Annotated in this window: 22 protein-coding genes and 1 tRNA gene; 4 read left to right on the top strand and 19 right to left on the bottom strand. The window is 35.7% G+C overall.

Features of this window, described 5'->3' with window-relative positions; translation table 11 throughout:
* Window positions 1-5: 5 nt before the first annotated feature.
* The 4 genes from A6B44_RS05280 (at window position 6) to A6B44_RS05265 (ending at window position 3,911) form a co-directional block, all read left to right on the top strand.
* Window positions 6-1,910: a DNA topoisomerase III gene (locus A6B44_RS05280; RefSeq protein ID WP_090921930.1), complete on the top strand. Its 1,905-nt coding sequence runs from the start codon at window positions 6-8 to the stop codon at window positions 1,908-1,910.
* A 151-nt stretch (window positions 1,911-2,061) separates the two neighbouring features.
* Entirely contained in the window at window positions 2,062-2,397 is a 336-nt protein-coding gene (gene secG, locus A6B44_RS05275; protein WP_090921928.1) for a preprotein translocase subunit SecG, read from the top strand.
* A gap of 9 nt (window positions 2,398-2,406) precedes the next feature.
* Window positions 2,407-2,492: transfer RNA gene (locus A6B44_RS05270), tRNA-Leu, on the top strand.
* Window positions 2,493-2,702: 210 nt separating this feature from the next.
* Window positions 2,703-3,911, top strand: a complete 1,209-nt coding sequence (locus A6B44_RS05265; RefSeq protein WP_090921927.1) for an integrase arm-type DNA-binding domain-containing protein — start codon at window positions 2,703-2,705, stop codon at window positions 3,909-3,911.
* On the opposite strand, the gene A6B44_RS05260 is transcribed toward A6B44_RS05265, so the two are convergent.
* The 19 genes from A6B44_RS05260 to A6B44_RS10920 form a co-directional block, all read right to left on the bottom strand.
* Window positions 3,912-4,097 (bottom strand): helix-turn-helix transcriptional regulator, encoded by a 186-nt coding sequence (locus tag A6B44_RS05260; protein WP_090921925.1) that lies wholly within the window; start codon window positions 4,095-4,097, stop codon window positions 3,912-3,914.
* A gap of 4 nt (window positions 4,098-4,101) precedes the next feature.
* Window positions 4,102-4,368 (bottom strand): DUF6378 domain-containing protein, encoded by a 267-nt coding sequence (locus A6B44_RS05255; protein ID WP_090921923.1) that lies wholly within the window; start codon window positions 4,366-4,368, stop codon window positions 4,102-4,104.
* A gap of 81 nt (window positions 4,369-4,449) precedes the next feature.
* The gene (locus A6B44_RS05250; protein WP_176673481.1) at window positions 4,450-5,247 is read right to left on the bottom strand and encodes a KilA-N domain-containing protein; all 798 of its coding nucleotides are present in this window, start codon (window positions 5,245-5,247) and stop codon (window positions 4,450-4,452) included.
* Window positions 5,248-5,552: 305 nt separating this feature from the next.
* A complete protein-coding gene (locus A6B44_RS05245) occupies window positions 5,553-5,867 on the bottom strand; it encodes a YopX family protein (protein ID WP_176673480.1) in 315 nt (104 codons plus the stop codon).
* A gap of 93 nt (window positions 5,868-5,960) precedes the next feature.
* The gene (locus tag A6B44_RS05240) at window positions 5,961-6,215 is read right to left on the bottom strand and encodes a hypothetical protein (protein WP_143054817.1); all 255 of its coding nucleotides are present in this window, start codon (window positions 6,213-6,215) and stop codon (window positions 5,961-5,963) included.
* Between the two features lie 253 nt (window positions 6,216-6,468).
* Window positions 6,469-6,726: an ANR family transcriptional regulator gene (locus A6B44_RS05235; protein WP_090921917.1), complete on the bottom strand. Its 258-nt coding sequence runs from the start codon at window positions 6,724-6,726 to the stop codon at window positions 6,469-6,471.
* Complete coding sequence (locus A6B44_RS05230; RefSeq protein WP_090921915.1) at window positions 6,714-7,199, bottom strand: YopX family protein; 486 nt, start codon at window positions 7,197-7,199, stop codon at window positions 6,714-6,716. The genes A6B44_RS05235 and A6B44_RS05230 overlap by 13 nt, the downstream gene beginning before the upstream one ends.
* Window positions 7,196-7,540, bottom strand: coding sequence for a hypothetical protein (locus tag A6B44_RS05225; protein WP_090921913.1), 345 nt, complete (start codon window positions 7,538-7,540; stop codon window positions 7,196-7,198). The genes A6B44_RS05230 and A6B44_RS05225 overlap by 4 nt, the downstream gene beginning before the upstream one ends.
* Window positions 7,541-7,587: 47 nt before the next feature.
* Window positions 7,588-8,067, bottom strand: a complete 480-nt coding sequence (locus A6B44_RS05220) for a hypothetical protein (protein ID WP_090921911.1) — start codon at window positions 8,065-8,067, stop codon at window positions 7,588-7,590.
* A 108-nt stretch (window positions 8,068-8,175) separates the two neighbouring features.
* Window positions 8,176-8,361, bottom strand: coding sequence for a hypothetical protein (locus A6B44_RS05215; RefSeq protein WP_090921909.1), 186 nt, complete (start codon window positions 8,359-8,361; stop codon window positions 8,176-8,178).
* A gap of 14 nt (window positions 8,362-8,375) precedes the next feature.
* Window positions 8,376-8,591 carry a hypothetical protein gene (locus A6B44_RS05210; RefSeq protein WP_143054816.1) on the bottom strand — a complete coding sequence of 72 codons (216 nt, stop codon included), beginning with the start codon at window positions 8,589-8,591 and terminating at the stop codon, window positions 8,376-8,378.
* Between the two features lie 289 nt (window positions 8,592-8,880).
* Window positions 8,881-9,495: a hypothetical protein gene (locus A6B44_RS05205; protein ID WP_090921905.1), complete on the bottom strand. Its 615-nt coding sequence runs from the start codon at window positions 9,493-9,495 to the stop codon at window positions 8,881-8,883.
* A gap of 1 nt (window position 9,496) precedes the next feature.
* Window positions 9,497-10,177, bottom strand: a complete 681-nt coding sequence (locus A6B44_RS05200) for an ATP-binding protein (protein ID WP_090921903.1) — start codon at window positions 10,175-10,177, stop codon at window positions 9,497-9,499.
* 8 nt (window positions 10,178-10,185) lie between these two features.
* Window positions 10,186-10,863: a ribonuclease H-like domain-containing protein gene (locus A6B44_RS05195; RefSeq protein ID WP_090921901.1), complete on the bottom strand. Its 678-nt coding sequence runs from the start codon at window positions 10,861-10,863 to the stop codon at window positions 10,186-10,188.
* Window positions 10,847-10,972, bottom strand: coding sequence for a hypothetical protein (locus A6B44_RS10925; protein ID WP_256211147.1), 126 nt, complete (start codon window positions 10,970-10,972; stop codon window positions 10,847-10,849). Before A6B44_RS10925 ends, A6B44_RS05195 begins: the two co-directional genes overlap by 17 nt.
* Entirely contained in the window at window positions 10,969-11,199 is a 231-nt protein-coding gene (locus A6B44_RS05190; RefSeq protein ID WP_090921899.1) for a hypothetical protein, read from the bottom strand. The genes A6B44_RS10925 and A6B44_RS05190 overlap by 4 nt, the downstream gene beginning before the upstream one ends.
* 555 nt (window positions 11,200-11,754) lie before the next feature.
* The gene (locus tag A6B44_RS05185) at window positions 11,755-12,594 is read right to left on the bottom strand and encodes an LbetaH domain-containing protein (protein WP_090921898.1); all 840 of its coding nucleotides are present in this window, start codon (window positions 12,592-12,594) and stop codon (window positions 11,755-11,757) included.
* A 458-nt stretch (window positions 12,595-13,052) separates the two neighbouring features.
* The gene (locus tag A6B44_RS05180; protein ID WP_090921896.1) at window positions 13,053-13,760 is read right to left on the bottom strand and encodes a hypothetical protein; all 708 of its coding nucleotides are present in this window, start codon (window positions 13,758-13,760) and stop codon (window positions 13,053-13,055) included.
* A 306-nt stretch (window positions 13,761-14,066) separates the two neighbouring features.
* Window positions 14,067-14,192, bottom strand: a complete 126-nt coding sequence (locus A6B44_RS10920; protein WP_256211146.1) for a hypothetical protein — start codon at window positions 14,190-14,192, stop codon at window positions 14,067-14,069.
* Window positions 14,193-14,522 lie beyond the last annotated feature (330 nt).

The raw sequence follows: 14,522 nt of genomic DNA, 5'->3' as shown, positions 1-14,522 counted from the left end.
TTATTATGCGTTTATTTATAGCGGAAAAACCTAGTCTCGCAAGGGCTATTGTGGATGTATTGCCAAAGCCTCATAAAAGAGGAGATGGCTTTATTGAATGTGGTCAAAATGATGTGGTGACTTGGTGTATCGGTCATCTTTTAGAACAAGCTGAACCAGCAGCCTATGATGAACGTTATAAAACGTGGCGAATGGAGCATTTACCCATTATTCCACAAAAATGGCAATGGATACCTAAAAAAAATACGTTAAAACAATTTAAAGTGGTTGAAAGGCTGATTAAAAAAGCAGATGTATTGATCAACGCAGGAGATCCTGATCGAGAAGGGCAATTATTGGTTGATGAAATTTTTGGGTATATGAATTTATCCGTAGAAAAAAGATCGCAAATTCAACGCTGTTTAATTAGTGACCTTAACCCAAATGCCGTCATCAAAGCTGTCGAAAAATTGCAAAAAAATACTGACTTCATACCGCTATCTACCTCAGCTTTAGCAAGGGCAAGAGCGGATTGGCTTTATGGTATCAATATGACAAGATCTTATACGTTACAAGGGCAACAGGCAGGTTACAAAGGTGTACTTTCTGTTGGACGAGTGCAGACGCCTGTATTAGGATTAATTGTACGCCGTGATTTAGAAATTGAAAATTTTGTTCCTAAAGATTATTTTGAAGTGCTGGCACATATTCTTGTTCCTGAAACTCAGCAACGTTTTACGGCACAATGGAAACCCAGTAAAGCGTGTGAAGATTATCAAGATGAAGAGGGCAGAGTACTTTCCAAAGGGTTAGTTGAAAACGTCGTTAAGCGGATCACAGACAAACCTGCATTAGTAAAGGACTATCAAAATAAAATTGAAACAGAAACTGCGCCACTGCCTTATTCACTTTCAGTATTACAAATTGAAGCAGCGAGACGTTTTGGATTGTCTGCGCAAGCGGTGTTAGATACTTGTCAAAAGTTGTATGAAACCCATAAACTGATCACTTATCCTCGTTCAGATAATCGCTATTTACCGACAGAGCATTACGGTGATCGTCTTAATGTGATTAATGCCATTTCTCATCATTTAACGGATTATCAAACATTACCAGAGGTTATTGATACAACACGTAAAAACCGTTGTTGGAATGATAAAAAAGTTGAAGCCCATCACGCTATTATTCCAACGGCTCGAACAGGTAATGTACATCTGACTGAAAATGAACGTAATCTCTATCAATTAATTGCTCGTCAATATTTAATGCAATTTTGTCCTGATGCAGAGTACCGAAAAGGAAAAATAACCCTTGATATTGAAGGGGGAATATTTATTGCTCAAGCAAGAAATTTAATTGTAGCAGGTTGGAAAACATTACTGGGAAAAGAAGACAGCGATGAAGTGATAGAAGCGGTATTACCGATAGTCAAAAAGGATCAACAGCTACATTGTGAAAAAGGCGAAATTGTCAGTAAAAAAACAACACCACCTCGTCATTTTAGTGATGCGACGTTACTTTCTGCAATGACAGGTATTGCTCGTTTTGTGCAAGACAAAGAGTTAAAAAAAATATTACGAGAAACCGACGGTTTAGGCACGGAAGCAACACGTGCAGGCATTATTGAATTATTGTTTAAACGAGGTTTTTTAGTTAAAAAAGGCAGACAAATTCACAGTACCGAAGCAGGACGCATTTTAATTCAAGCATTACCAGAAGTGGCGACAATTCCTGATATGACGGCTTATTGGGAAATGCAACTTAACCAAATGAGTAAAAAAGAAGCTACTTATCAAACCTTTATGTCAGAATTAAATGAAAAGTTACCGCATTTATTAGTGAGTCCAAATCGACAAATTTTGCAAAATTTAAGTCGAATCGTACCGCTTCAAAAACAACCCTACAACACTAAGAAACGTTATAAAGCCTAAAGTGTTGAAAAATAAAGCAGGTGTACAGCAATAAATGGATTTTTTACTTGCAAGAAAAAAGTGAAAAAGTTATTATACACAACGTTTGATGGGTTCTGTAACAAAGGGTTACAGAATTTTATTTTTTATAATAGAATTTTGAGAAAAAATAATGTTAATTAATGTCCTAACAATTGCGTATTTAGTGGTTGCGATTATTCTAATCGCATTTATATTAATGCAACAAGGTAAAGGTGCTGATGCAGGTGCTTCATTTGGTGCAGGTGCATCAGGAACTGTTTTTGGTTCAGCGGGATCGGCTAACTTTTTATCAAGAACGACTACATTATTAACCATCGTTTTCTTTGGAATTAGCTTAGTGATTGGAAACTTAAACTCTCATAGTTCAAAACCTCAAAGCCAATTTGAAGATCTAAGTAATGTTCAACAAGAACAGGTTGAAACAGTCGCTCCAGTAGAAAACAAAAATAGCGACATTCCTCAATAATAGAATTACGCTCTGGTGGTGGAATTGGTAGACACGCTATCTTGAGGGGGTAGTGTCCGTAGGACGTGCGAGTTCAAGTCTCGCTCAGAGCACCAAAATTTATTCCGTATACTTCTTTTTACTTCCGTATACTTATTTGAAAACCCTGATAGTATCTATACCGTCAGGGTTATTTCTTCCTCTTTCTTCCGTATATTTCCGTAAAAATCCGTTTACTTCCTTGAGTTTTAGGAGTACATTTAGTAGTACAATACACAATACTACTAAAAATTTAATTTTCATCACAAAATTGTACTACTAAAATTATGGCAAAAATAGTTAGACCTCTTACAAATACAGAAGTAGATAAGGCAAAAGCAAAAGAAAAAGACTATCGACTAACAGACGGTAAAGGGCTTTATTTATTAGTGAAATCTAATAAAAGTAAATTATGGCGATTTAATTATTATCGCCCTTTTGCAAAAACTAGGAATGATTTAAGTTTAGGTCGATATCCTGACGTTAGCCTTGCTCAAGCAAGAGAGTTAAGACAAGAGTATTTATCTTTGCTTGCTCAAAATATTGATCCGCAAGTCCACAGACAAAAAATAGAACGTGAGACATTAGAAAAGCAAGATAACACTTTTTTTAAAATAGCTTGTAAATGGAAAGTTAAAAAGCAGACAGAAGTAGCTCAATCTACGTTAATTAAGAATTGGCAACGTTTAGAAAATCACATTTTTCCTAAGATGGGGCATTTTCCAGTTTCTGAAATCACGCCTCAACTTGTTATTAAAACTATTGAGCCTTTAAATAAACAAGGAAAAACTGACACAGTAAAAAAATTATCAAGATTAGTGAATGAAGTAATTGATTTTGCAGTTAATTCTGGAATATTAGAATTTAATAAATGTACTAAGGTTGGTAGCACGTTTATGAGGAAGTCTGTAATAAATAATCCTAGTATTCGACCTGAGGACTTGCCTGAGTTTTTAAATGCTTTGCGAAATAGTAATATTTCGCTAGTAACAAAAAAACTTATTCAGTGGCAATTATTGACAATGGTAAGACCTAAGGAAGCAGCAAATGCAGAATGGGTTGAAATTGATTTTGAGAACAAGCTATGGAATATCCCATCTCAGAAGATGAAAGGCGGTAAAAAGGCACATACAGTACCACTTTCTACTCAAGCGTTAGCTATTTTAGAAGTGATGAAAGAATTGACTGGAAACAGCAAATATATTTTTGCTAGTTTTAGAAATCCCACTAAGCCACTAAACCCACAAACGGCTAACCGCTCAATAGGTTTAATCGGCTACAGTGGTAAATTGACATCACACGGTTTAAGAAGTATTGCTAGCACTTACTTAAATGAGCAATTTTTAGAACAATATGATGTTATAGAAGCGTGTTTATCACACGGTATAAAAAATGCAGTTAGAAAAGCCTATAACCGTTCTAATTATTTAGAACAGCGTAAGAATTTAATGCAAAAATGGGGTGATTATGTTGAAAATTGCTCAAAGGGTTTATAATTAAGCATTAATGTGGTTTTGCACATCTGTTAAACGCCAGCGTACGTTTCTAGTGCTATATTTTTTAGGCTTTGGAAATTTACCTTGATCCATATATTTGTATATTGTGGATGAAGAAAATCCTGTCATAGCAACTACTTCATCAAGTGTGAGTAGTTGTTTTTGAATAGTATTTTGTTGTTCCATTTTTTTACTCCTTTTCTAAACTGCCACCCAATATTGCATAACCCGCAATATCTCGCCAGTTATCTTCATAATCAGGATCGCCCATTGAAATACGTGCGAGTTTTACGCAAATCATCTCTAGAGCCTCTCGTTGTACATCAGTAAGTTTCTTTCGGTTCCCTGCGTGTATCACTATGCCCTTTAATAGCTGCGATACTTGTGCTACGTCTTCAAAATCGCCATAGGTTTCACCACGCTCTTTTAGTGTCTCTTCTACTATTTTATTTGTCATTTTGTTTTCCTCTACTTTTCAGATATAAAAAACCACCTATGAATTAACATAAGCGGTTACATTTAATTCGGTTTTTGCAAGTTAGCGAGCGATTGCCCCTAATCCTGTTGGTTTGTGGTTTCTTAGCATTGGCAATGCCATTCCCCAATCGTCTTCATAATCTTGAGTTAGTTTGTTGATTACTCTATGCGATAAGTTAAGCGTATTTTTATACTCAGTAGCAAGAGAGCGAGCATCATATCTTGACCCCAGTTTCTCTAACGGAATAACTATATCGTCAAGAAAATCTAAACATTGATGTAATGCGAACCACGTCCAAACCAATGCTTTTTTGTCGTAGTTGTCTAGCTGATTTGTCGGCATTTGCTGAGGGATTGCTTTCATTCCTGTTACAAATTCGACATAGTCATCAAATTGATGTGTAGGTAATTCGTGATAGCTGTTGATACCAAATGCAGTATTTGACTTCTTCCATACTGCTTGATGTGTTTCACCTGTACGTTTTACTCTTTGATCTACTAAATTGATCAAGGTTCGTTTTTGGCTAGCGTTTATTTTTGGCACTCGATATAAATCTAAAAATGTTCTTAATACAGTTAAGTGGAATTTTGGACTAATCCACATTGCATAAGAGAGCATTAGTTCTTCGCAAACATAAGTACCACGATTTCTACCACCGTTTATAACTTTTAAAGTACTTCTCATATCTGAGAACTGTTCTTTATCTAGTTCGCAAATAAGATCTTTTGTTTGTTCTAAGCGAAGATAGTTTGCAGGTTTATGCTTTGCATCATTACCACTTGCTTTATGTAGATCATTTAAAGAGTAAAGATTTTCAAAAGTTGAAATAGGTGTTTCTAGAATTGTTAATGTTGTCATTTTTGACGTTCTCCGCAACTAAGTTGTAAAAACTCACCACCTCAAAGACCAATTATTGGTGGCGAACTAGGCAGAATTGGTCTTACCGTGTACGGAGTAACGGTGTCCTTTCGGACTTCCACCTAGCCCACCATTGACAACATAAAGTAAAAAATACTTTTGTTTTGATTTGCTAGATTTCAGCCATAAAAAAACACGCTTGAGCGTGTTCTACTATAACCGCTCCATACTAAACAGGAGACCAATCCTGACTTTCTTTTGAAAGTGTGTTTATCTTAATACGAAGTTTTGCGGTTGTCAAATATCTATTGTTCTAGCAGTTCAGGGTTTTCGTAGAAATTGCCCTTAATTTCTATTTTATAATGATCTAAACTTTCCCCAAAATAATCAAGATTAAATCTACCTTTATGAAATATAACAACGTCATAAAGCGTCCAATCATCACTTTCTGTGACTTCAACTATATCACCTGTATAGATTTCTTTTCCATTGATGTCTTGCGTATAAGTAGGATGACACGCAGTACAATCTTCTTCATTTACCGTAATAGACGATTGTTCATCGCCTAGTAATAAGTATGTTCCGTCTTTAGTCCATTTAACTGCATAGACTGTGTACATCTTATCGTTGTACCAAGCTTTAAAAGGTAGTAATTTATTCATTATTATTTCCTTATATTAAAAAAGCCTGCGATTTGCAGGCTTTATAGTTAATCAGTGTAAAACATTACTATGTGGAGCAGTAATAATACGCTCCGAGTTCTGAAAGATATGTATTCGTGCTTTGTCTAATGACTGCTTAAGAGGTAATCCTAAATTTGCTAAGTAGCGACCTCCTATTTCATCGTCTATCATTCTTGCTAGATGTGTTTGACGAAGTCGTTGTCGCATTTCGTGGGCTTGTAAACAGAAGTGATACAAACTAAGTATTACTTCTATGTGTTGCTCGTTTTGAATTGAGTTTTGCATAGTTTTATACCCTTTTTGTGAGTTTATTTTATCCCCTTGTTTGAAAGAGGGGAGTGTTGGGTGTTTCAAACAAACTGCTCACAACAGTCCTCCTTGCATTTTAGATATATTACAAGGACACCCAACACTCCTAATTCTTAACTAAATTAGGGTAATTTGGATATAAAAAAACCGCAAAATGCGGTGCTTTCTATGCTGTGAGTTAGTGTGTTTGAAGCACTTGACTAAATGCTATACTAAACTCTTTATTTTTTCAACCTTGCTCACTATCTTTTTCAACCAGTTTTTTAACTTCTGCTGTTCTCTCGCAATATTTAACTCGATAATCGCACCAATCTTTTTGTTTTTTAGTCGGCGCTTTATCAATTGCTTTACTCCATATCTTAGCTGCTTCTGTGTGGTTATCTTCTTGTTCTAATCTACTAGCTTGTTGAGCAAGATTTTTATATTCCCACTCTTTCGATAGCCTTTGCTTGTGAATCTTTTTAGCTGATTGGATTATGTCTCGCATTTTAAGCCCTCCAATAATTCTGGGTTCTGATAAATATTGCCAATTACTTCAAAATCATCTTCAGTAAATGTAGACAAAAGATGAAGCGGGCAGTCATCTGACCCAGATGTGTCTTCTTTAAATTTTCTGTCAGCTATTCCAGCTAGAACATAACATAATTCTTTTGCCGAATATTTTATGTATCCAATAAGAGTCGTTTCTCTTTCTTCTCTATCAAACCACCACTGTGTAAACTTAACAATATCACCCTCATAAATTGGCTTGTCCTCACAGTCTTTTAGTCCTATGTACTGCATTACATAACCTGTTATTTTACCTGAGCCATCAGGATATAATTCAGTTTGCAACTCGTATGAATTATTTCCTTCATCATCATCATTTGGAGGAGAAACCATTGTGTGAAATCCCAGTGAAACTACAGGTAACATTTGTCGTTTTTCAATATCCCAAGCCCTAAATTCTAATTCTCTCATTTCTTTTCTCCTTTAAAATCTGCAACGCTCGGCGGTTTATTATATTCCCACCACTCGGCACCATCGTACTCTCGTCTACTTAACCAAGTTCCATCATCAAATACGATGAATGTATGCTCTAAGTCCCAGAAATTGACACCATATCCAGAATCATAGTATATGACATCATTTGGCAAGCGATTAAAATCTGGTAAGCCAGTACCATACACGTGATTATCTTTGCAATAACTAAAGTTGTAGCACCAAGCAAAAGACCATTCTTTAATAGTCAGTTTTTGTCCTGCTTGTTCTTCTGCATCAGCAATAGCTCTCTTAGTTTCTTCAATAAAATTAGTGGCCATTTTGTTCTCCTTTTAATCTTTTACCAAAGACTCTGATTTAATAAATTTTATTCTTCACGCTCTACCACTTTGTTATTAACAATTTCTATCGGTAATACAAACTTGTATACTGCGTTCTTTGTTTCAAAACTATAGGCAGTATCACCACAATATTGAATAACTGGGAAAATAGCTTCATTATCATCTAATAATGGCATCTCATCATTAGAACACATAGCAAAAAACACTTCACCACGCTCACAAAGTTTCTTAGCTAACTCGACACCTTTCAACTTTGGTTTCTCAAACTCAATATCAGAGTGTAGGTCAGACAGCCGCTGGTGGTTTTCTGGTGTTGCGTGGAATAAGCTTGGAACACAGTCTGCTTCATTTGCTTGTCCGTGAGCAGTAAATCTCACCCTACCATCATCTAATTGTATAAATAAACTGTATGGTGCGGCGTTAAACTTGGCTGCATCCTTAAGAGTGAATATATTTCCTCCGAGTTTTGGACAATAAACATTGTCCCCTGCTTTAAATTCTTTCATTTTTTTTGCTCCTTAAAAAATAAACCCCTGCATTGCAAGGGTTATCTATAAACTGTTATTTCTTCCTGTGTTATTTCAACACTAGAAGAAAAACCTATTTTTCTTCCGTTATTCCAAGTCTCCAAGAGTTGCTTGTGCATCGCCTAAATAACCTAAAGCTTTTTCAATTTTATGCTTAAAATCATCATCTTCTGGGTCAATACTTTTAATAAGAAGTTTTGCTTTTTCAATCTGCTGAAATACCTCATTAGTTACTTTCTCAATTTCTTGTTCTACTTGATCAAATAAACTCATTTTCTTTACTCCCTTTATTCTAAATACTCACTCAAATCTAGTTCTACTTCTTCCCATCTGAAATCCTTTGCTAAGTCATACCACGCTTTATTTGTGTGATAATCAATAACAGGGGTATTGCAGTTGAGTTCAAAAGCTGTGCCAATTTCATTAAAAACCTGAAATTGCAATACATCGCCCAGTGCTTGCCCTTTTGATCTCGACAGAATACACCACAGGTTATATCCCATTTGCAACGAATAGTGTCTAAACTCTCAGCAAGTGTCTGACTTGTTCTGACAGGGTCTCCACCTTGAAATACAAGAGCATTTTTGTCTTCATCTGAACTATAAGAGCAACAAATAGAAATGCTGTTTAATACCTTTTTGGCGTTACCACTCCTAAAACGGAATATCATCATCAAAGTTATCATCCTGTGGTTTGCGTGTTACATTTGAGCCACTATTTTCTTTGTGTGTTGAATTTTGCTGATTTTGAGACACAAACAGATTTATGTCTCATATTTAATACACAAATAATCTAGAACGGTATATCATCGTTGATATCACCTGTAGGCGCAGGTTGTTCATAAAATTCATTTTGAGCTTGGTATGGATTTTGTTGCGATTGTGAAGCTTGGCGGCTTCTATCGTCTTTGTCTTTTGTGTGTGAGATAAGATAGTCAATACGTTCAGCAGGTCTGTTTTCAATGAACTCTGCTAATGTTTTACCTGTTTCATAACCAAATGGACACACAATTTGGAACTGATAACCATCTGAGCCATCACTTTTAGTGTAAAGACGTTTTTGCAAGAATAACCCTACTTTTTTACCTGTTAATTCAGGTGCAATATCCTTGCCATCTTTTAATGTACGACTTAATTCTCGAATACGAGCACAACCCATAATTGCTTGTATCATATTATGTCCGCCTTGCAATGGCTCTCCATTATTTGCTTGATAGAAAATAGAGATGTAATTACCTTTCATTTCATCATCAGTTTCTACCGAAAGTTCTAAAGCTAACGCTCCATTGTTTGTTTTGTTGTATTTTGCTTCCAAAATAGTACATTTATATGCTCCTGTTTCAGAAATAAAGTTAGAATTTCCTGCTTTAACTGCTTGTTCTTGGTTGTAAGTAAATTGAATGCTCATTTTAGTTCTCCTGTTCTGATGTTGTTTGTGGTTTAATGTCGTAGTAGTCGCAGATTGCGTTATCGACAAGGTTTAAATCATTATCTATTTCGCTTTCTTGGAATAATCCAATCGGGCTTTTTACTGTATCTGATCCGTTATTTTGGGTTGAGAATTTATACTCGCCACCGCTGACTTGGGTGCGTAGGCAAATGGTAAATAAACCTTCTAATGTAATTTTTTCATCAACCATTTTTCCAATGGTTTTAATTTTGATTTTCCCTAAATCATCGCTTTGTGTGTGGGCAAGGATATAAACTCGCTTTTCGCTATGGGCTTTGCTTGCACAGTCCACCACTTGCCAACCGTGAACACCAATTTCAGTGAATTTATCAAATCCTTTTTCACTACCACGACGCATAAATTCATTTGCCATTATGTACTGATAATCGTCAATAATGATGATGTCTTTCTCTGATTTCATTATGGCATTACATATTTGTTCGGGGTTATCTGTAACAAATACACTTCCTGTAAGTAAACCTGTTTCTTTATCCTTTTTTAACGGTTTCCAACTTGTAGATTTAAAGGGTAGTGGCTTTGGTACAACTTGGATTAGTAACACCTTTTCAGAGTCTAAATTTCTTAAACTTGCTGATTTACCTGTTCCGCTTTCGCCTAGTATTAAGGTTGCGATACTCATTTTTAACCTCACTCAATAAAATTTAATCGTTTATACAATTCACGAGTTACTTCTACATCGTGCTTATTGTATTCTGCTACTTCTTTAATTCGCCCATCTTGTACATATTGCCAAACATCAGAGCCTTGAATATCTCCTTTACCATCAATGCCTAGCGATAAAGCCATATCGTTAAGCGATATATACTTTCCAAAACCAGCATACTCCACCATTACATCATAAACATTGTTATCCCAAGCTTTAGGATTAACAGGAAATCTACCACAAGGTTTAACTTTATTAACAACCGAACGTTGGTGTATAAATTTCAAATCAAAAGCAACAGAGTTAAAACCAATAAAGCAAGGAGGTAAGTCACAGCAAGGTGTGTAGTTTTCATTAACGTAATTAAAAAACTGGCTTAGAATAATTTCTTCTCTGTCTGCTTGTTGCCAATCATCAAGATAGAAAGCTTTTACTTCGCCATCGTCAATTGCACAAGCTATAGAGACAATTTCGCCAAATGCTCCATTTAGCCCTGTTTTTCTTACCGCTTCTTCTATTGCTTGTGGTTTACTTTCTTGCTCCCATTTTTCAATAGTTTCTGCTTTTTTCATTGTTGCTGGATGCGTTACTTTTTCAGCAATGCATTGTTTAATTTTTTCGTTTTGTGTTGGAATTGTTTCTATATCAAGAAAGACTTTCATTTTGTTTCTCCTCATTGTTTTGCTTTAATGCGTTTTTTAATTCTTTATTTACGAAAATAACTCCTGTATCAGGGTCTTCCCATTCGCTTTGTTTATCTACGTCTATCATTTAATTCCCCCTTGATAGTTATATGGCTCAAAAATTTCAGGATCTCGCCAATCTAATTCAACATCTTCTTCCATATCTTTTAACTCTTTCTCAGCTAGAGCAGTGTAGTGCTTCTCTAGCTTGTCATCATCAATGCAGAAGTACTCTTCAACACTTATGCGAGACTGTAAGTTTTTAAACTTGTCATCAACCATTTTTTTAATGATTTCATCTCTACTTAATACCATTAGAAAACTCCTGCTGTGTGTATTACTAAGATTAGAAAGCATAGAAACACAACGCCAGCGATTAAATCGCCAATATTGAATTTATTCACAATAACCCCCTGTTTTAGTTGTTACCCACTTGCTTTGTTGAAGTGAGCAAGTGTTGATAGCATTAGCTGTCTCATCATCAACGTATGTGTGAGCGTTTAAAAAAATAAAAACAGATACAATACTAGCGATAAGAAGTAGATTAACTTTGTCTAAGAAAATGTTCATTTTTTACTCCATTTACTGAATTTTGGTTGCAGAAACCTACCGCTTGTAAATTCGCAAGGAATAAGCGGTCGGTTTTTGGTTGAAGATAAGAGAGTGGCAAAGTAATAGGGTTTTACTCTTTCGGCTTGGGTAATTAATCCACGCCTAGCCACTCAAATTTTTAGTTATTTGGTTAAGTGATCTTTAATTTCATTTAGAAGTAAAAATATATCGAAGAGTAGAAAAGCCCCTTACTTAATTTCAGGGGCAAACGGAGTCTTATGTCAAATCGCATTTCTTTTACGTTGTAATGCTCAACGTTTATCCCAAAATACTACTTTTAGCTACTTCAATTAGTAGCTTGTATTCATTGTGGGTTTTATCATCGTGAACTTCTTTTGACTTCACTAAAAACTCTTCAATTGTTCCACAGAAACATCCTCTTGTAGACATTAAGCCATCTTCAGCTTTATAAACAGTTAATGCTCCATTTTCTGGGCCAACATTAGAGCCAGAAAACCAGTCTTTTTTGTTTTTAATTACTGCATTATCTTGGATCTTAGCATTGCCCCATACTTCGGCATTGCCATATACTTTGGCATAGCCGTATACTTGGGCATTGTCCCATACTTCGGCATTGCCCCATACTTGTGCATTGCCCCATACTTCGGCATTGCCATATACTTTGGCATAGCCGTATACTTGGGCATTGTCCCATACTTCGGCATTGCCCCATACTTGTGCATTGCCATATACTTTGGCATCGCCATATACTTCGGCATTGCCATATACTTTGGCATTGTCCCATACTTTGGCAGCGCCACATACTTGGACATTGTCCCATACTTGGGCATTGTCCCATACTTCGGCATTGCCCCATACTTTGGCATTTCCACATACTTCGGCATAGCCGTATACTTCGGCATTGCCGTATACTTTGGCATCGCCATATACTTCGGCATTGCCATATACTTTGGCATTGCCCCATACTTTGGCATTGCCATAGATCCAACAGTTGCCTTTTTGTGATAAGTTTTGAGTTTTTTCTACATAACCACCAGCATCCCCTTTTTCTACACCAAAAAAATTCTTTAATGCTCTTATTCTGTATAGAGTTCTGCCACCATAATTGATGGTTTCATCTGTTAATTCGTACTTCATTTTTTTTACTCCGTATCTAAAATTTACTAAAAGTAGTGCCTATCATTTCAAAGCTCTCTCTTCTCGCATTCTCCGTCGTGCTAGCTAACTAATGTCTCTTTGGATTAGAAAGAGCTTTGAAATGATGGCTTACTTAATAATTAAAAGTGAATTGCTATTGTATTTATCGCTGATTTATCTAGAATTAAGCACGGCTTTTCAAGTTCTCGTGTTAGCTATTCACGAAGCTAGGAAATTTAAGATACACGCAATTCTGTATCATTCCGTAATAACAATTCCTTTTAATTATTAAGAAGCTAGGGGAGAGAATCGCACTCTCAAGCTATTACTACACAACATCAGTGACTGATGATTGATATAGCTTCTACTAAGCCCTAGCAGTTTTAAATTAAGACATTTAACGACATATGTAGCAATAGGCTTAGCATATGTCTTGACTTGCTCTAAGCGGTTGTTCGTTACCTCACCTTACGTCTTTTTCGACCCGCTTTGTAAGATTTAGACATTTTAGATTTGATCTTTTTGATTTCATCTACTTTTTGATAATAATCAAAATGAAAAGCAGCGTAAGATAAAATTGGTAATGTTCGCAATTTCTTGTTTTTCAACTTCTTAATTTTATCTTTATCTTCTAAATGCAGCATATGAATGCACATTGGTTTATCGTGAAGCACTTTTACATATGTAAATTCAGAAATATAAACACGATCACGTTTTATATAGTCACTCACTGCTGTGGGCTGAATAATGCGAGTTATATCTCTAGTACCGTATAAGATATAAACAATATTGGCTGTAATCCAGCCCCTTTTCTGAGCCTTTTTAAATTGCTCAGTTTTTAAGATATATCTTATTTTTTTCATATCTGCATTTAATTGCTCTAAATATTTTAGAGCTTTACTCGTTTTACCGAGTATTAAAAATTTTAACGCATTTTTTTGCGTTCTAGTCATTTTGTGCTTGTCGATAAAAATACTCGGCGGACAATTATTACCACCTTTGCTATAACTTGTAGCAAAGGGTATTAATAATGGGTCAATAAAAAATCTAGCTGAATCACCTGTGGGATAACTACCTCTCCCACAGTTCAGGCGCCAAAAAAATTCACTTACAGCGCAGGTTTCAAAAACATTATTTTCTACAAAATTAATTACATTAACTCTCATAATTTTACTCCGTATTTTTTTAATCATTCTAAAACACTCTCTAATAAAAGCATTTTAGAATGAGAGCAAGGCAGGACTTGAACCTACACTCTCGCTCATAAAGTCGAGAGTAAATAAATTGTGTCATTTAAAGTATTTACTCTCTGCTTAAAGCTTAAGTTGAGAGGGTGACTAACTAGAACTCATTATCCCTCTATTTCTAAATTTACTTAGCTAATCTGACTAAATTAGCGCAGTTATACTTAATCTCTAGTAGATAAAGTGTATAACGACTTAAAAAGTTGCATAGTTGGTTTCTGTGGAACCTTACACGTCTTGCCAAGACTCTCTCATTACACAAACTCCAAAGGCATTAGAGTTCCGTCTGTTACGCATTGCCGCTTGTGGGTTACGTAACTCACGATATAGACAGCTCACTAGTTTTCTACTCAAAACTAGCTTCTTTGTGTCATTAGATGCACTATGCGACATCTTATCCAACCTCTCCCTATATCGAGCGTTGGCTACACAGGGCGTACTTTTGACAAGTAAATAATCCCTTTACGTAGTGACTAAAACTTTAACCCTCTCGCCTATGCTTCGCTTCTGCCGTCTCCTTGACGAAGGGTTATCACACTATTGATTAATGTTTGGGTTATATCTGTATTGCCCTGCTGGGTATAACTCTGTTGAATGCGGTAGGTCTGTTACTACACTTTCACTAACATTCTCACCATAGGCAAACATCAATCAAATTATGTGTTTTTCTTTCATTCCCAAATT

Source organism: Pasteurella skyensis, assembly GCF_013377295.1.
Taxonomy (GTDB): Bacteria; Pseudomonadota; Gammaproteobacteria; order Enterobacterales; family Pasteurellaceae; genus Phocoenobacter; species Phocoenobacter skyensis.
Note: the sequence above shows the minus strand (reverse complement) of the source record. Positions and strands in the feature narration are given on the sequence as shown.